The 1,815-nt window shown below is 70.1% G+C and carries 2 protein-coding genes; both read left to right on the top strand.

The annotated features are described in order from the left end of the window. Positions 1-1,065: xylose isomerase (xylA, locus tag Mterra_RS21005; RefSeq protein ID WP_119316847.1), on the top strand; the 1,065-nt coding region annotated here is incomplete at its 5' end. A gap of 52 nt (positions 1,066-1,117) precedes the next feature. After that, on the top strand, positions 1,118-1,804 hold the full coding sequence (locus Mterra_RS21000; RefSeq protein WP_245971716.1) for an aldose epimerase family protein: 687 nt from the start codon (positions 1,118-1,120) through the stop codon (positions 1,802-1,804). Positions 1,805-1,815 lie beyond the last annotated feature (11 nt).

Here is a 1,815-nt window from a genome sequence, read left to right as displayed (position 1 = left end):
CTCGAGCCCGACTACATCGTCTACAAGCTCGCCGAGATCGGCGCCTACGGGGTCAACCTGCACGACAACGACCTCATCCCCCTCGAGGCCACCGAGCCCGAGCGCGAGCGCATCCTCAAGCGCTTCAAGAAGGCCCTGCAGGACACCGGCTTGGCGGTCCCCATGGCGACGACCAACCTCTTCGGCGACCCCGCCTTCAAGGACGGCGCCTTCACCTCGCCCGACGCGCGGGTGCGGGCTTATGCCCTCCAGAAGACCATGCGGGCCATGGACCTCGGCGCCGAGCTCGGCGCGAAGACCTACGTCTTCTGGGGCGGGCGCGAGGGGGCCGAGGTGGACGCCGGGGGCAACGCCCTCGACGCCCTCGCCCGCTACCGCGAGGCGCTGAACTTCCTGGCCGAGTACTCCGAAGACCAGGGCTACGGCTACCGCTTCGCCCTCGAGCCCAAGCCCAACGAGCCGCGCGGCGACATCTACCTGCCGGTGGTGGGCGCTGCGCTGGGCTTCATCGCCACGCTGGACAAGCCCCACCTCTTCGGCCTCAACCCCGAGGTGGCCCACGAGACCATGGCGGGCCTCAACTTCGTGCACGCGGTGGCCCAGGCCATCGACGCGGGCAAGCTCTTCCACATCGACCTCAACGACCAGAAGATGGGCCGCTTCGACCAGGACCTGCGCTTCGGCGCCGAGAACCTCAAGACGGCCTTCTTCCTGGTCAAGCTGCTGGAGGACTCCGGCTACGACGGCCCCCGCCACTTCGACGCCCACGCCCTGCGCACCGAGGACGAGGCGGGGGTGTGGGCGTTCGCCAAGGGCTGCATGCGCACCTACCTCATCCTCAAGGAGAAGGCCGAGCGCTTCGGCCGCGACCGCGAGATCCAGGACCTCATCGGGGCCTACAAGGTCCAGGACGAGGAGCTCGCCCGGCTCACCGCGAGGTACAGCCACGCGAACGCCCAGGCGCTGAAGGCCCTCGAGTTCGACCGCGAGGCGCTGGGGCGGCGGGGGCCGGGCCTGGAGCGGCTGGACCAGCTCACCGTGGAACTGCTGCTCGGGGTGCGGTGAGGGGCGCGCAGGCCCGCGGCGCTTGGTAGAGTTGGGGGAGAGTTAACCCCTCATGAGACCGGAAATCCTCCACAGCTCCAAGCTCCGCCTCACCGTCCTCCCCGGCTTGGGGGCCAGCATCGCCGGCCTCGAGCTCTACCGCGAGGGCTTCTGGCTGCCGCTGCTGCGCCCGACCTCGCTGGCCGCCGTGGCCGCGGGGGCCTCGCCCGACACCTCGAGCTACATCCTGGCGCCCTACTCCAACCGCATCCGTGAGGGGCGCTTCAGCTTCCGCGGCAGGAGCTACCAGCTCCTGCCCAACTGGCCCGACGGCGTCCAGACCATCCACGGCGAGGTGCACGGCCGCCCCTGGACCGTCGTCGAGCGCAGCGAGGGCCTGCTGGTGTGCCACTTCAACGCCAACAACCCCCAGGCCCTCAACTTCCCCTTCCGCTACACGGTGCGGGCGGTGTACTGGCTGGGCGACAGCAGCCTGCGCATGAGCCTCGAGCTCACCAACACCGGCGAGGAGGCCATGCCCGCGGGCTTCGGCTTCCACCCCTACTTCGTGCGGCGCCTGGGCGCCGGCCTCGACCCCCTGCTCTGCTTCCGCGCGGCCCGGGTCTACCTCACCAACGGCAGCCGCATCCCCAGCCTCTACTTCGCCACCCACGTCGATAGCGGCGAAGCCCTCACCCCCGAGGACTACGCGCTGGTGCGCGCGGCCTGGGACCGCCACCGGAAAGGAACGAAGGCATGAGCGAGCAGGCC

Origin of the sequence: Calidithermus terrae, assembly GCF_003574345.1 — a bacterium.
GTDB lineage: Bacteria > Deinococcota > Deinococci > Deinococcales > Thermaceae > Calidithermus > Calidithermus chliarophilus.
The sequence above is the reverse complement of the archived record's forward strand: the minus strand, read 5'-3'. Positions and strand labels throughout refer to the sequence as shown.

Coding starts and splice junctions, on each gene's coding strand:
- Mterra_RS21000 (WP_245971716.1), top strand. CDS start 1,118: ATGAGACCGGAAATCCTCCACAGCTCCAAGCTCCGCCTCACCGTCCTC.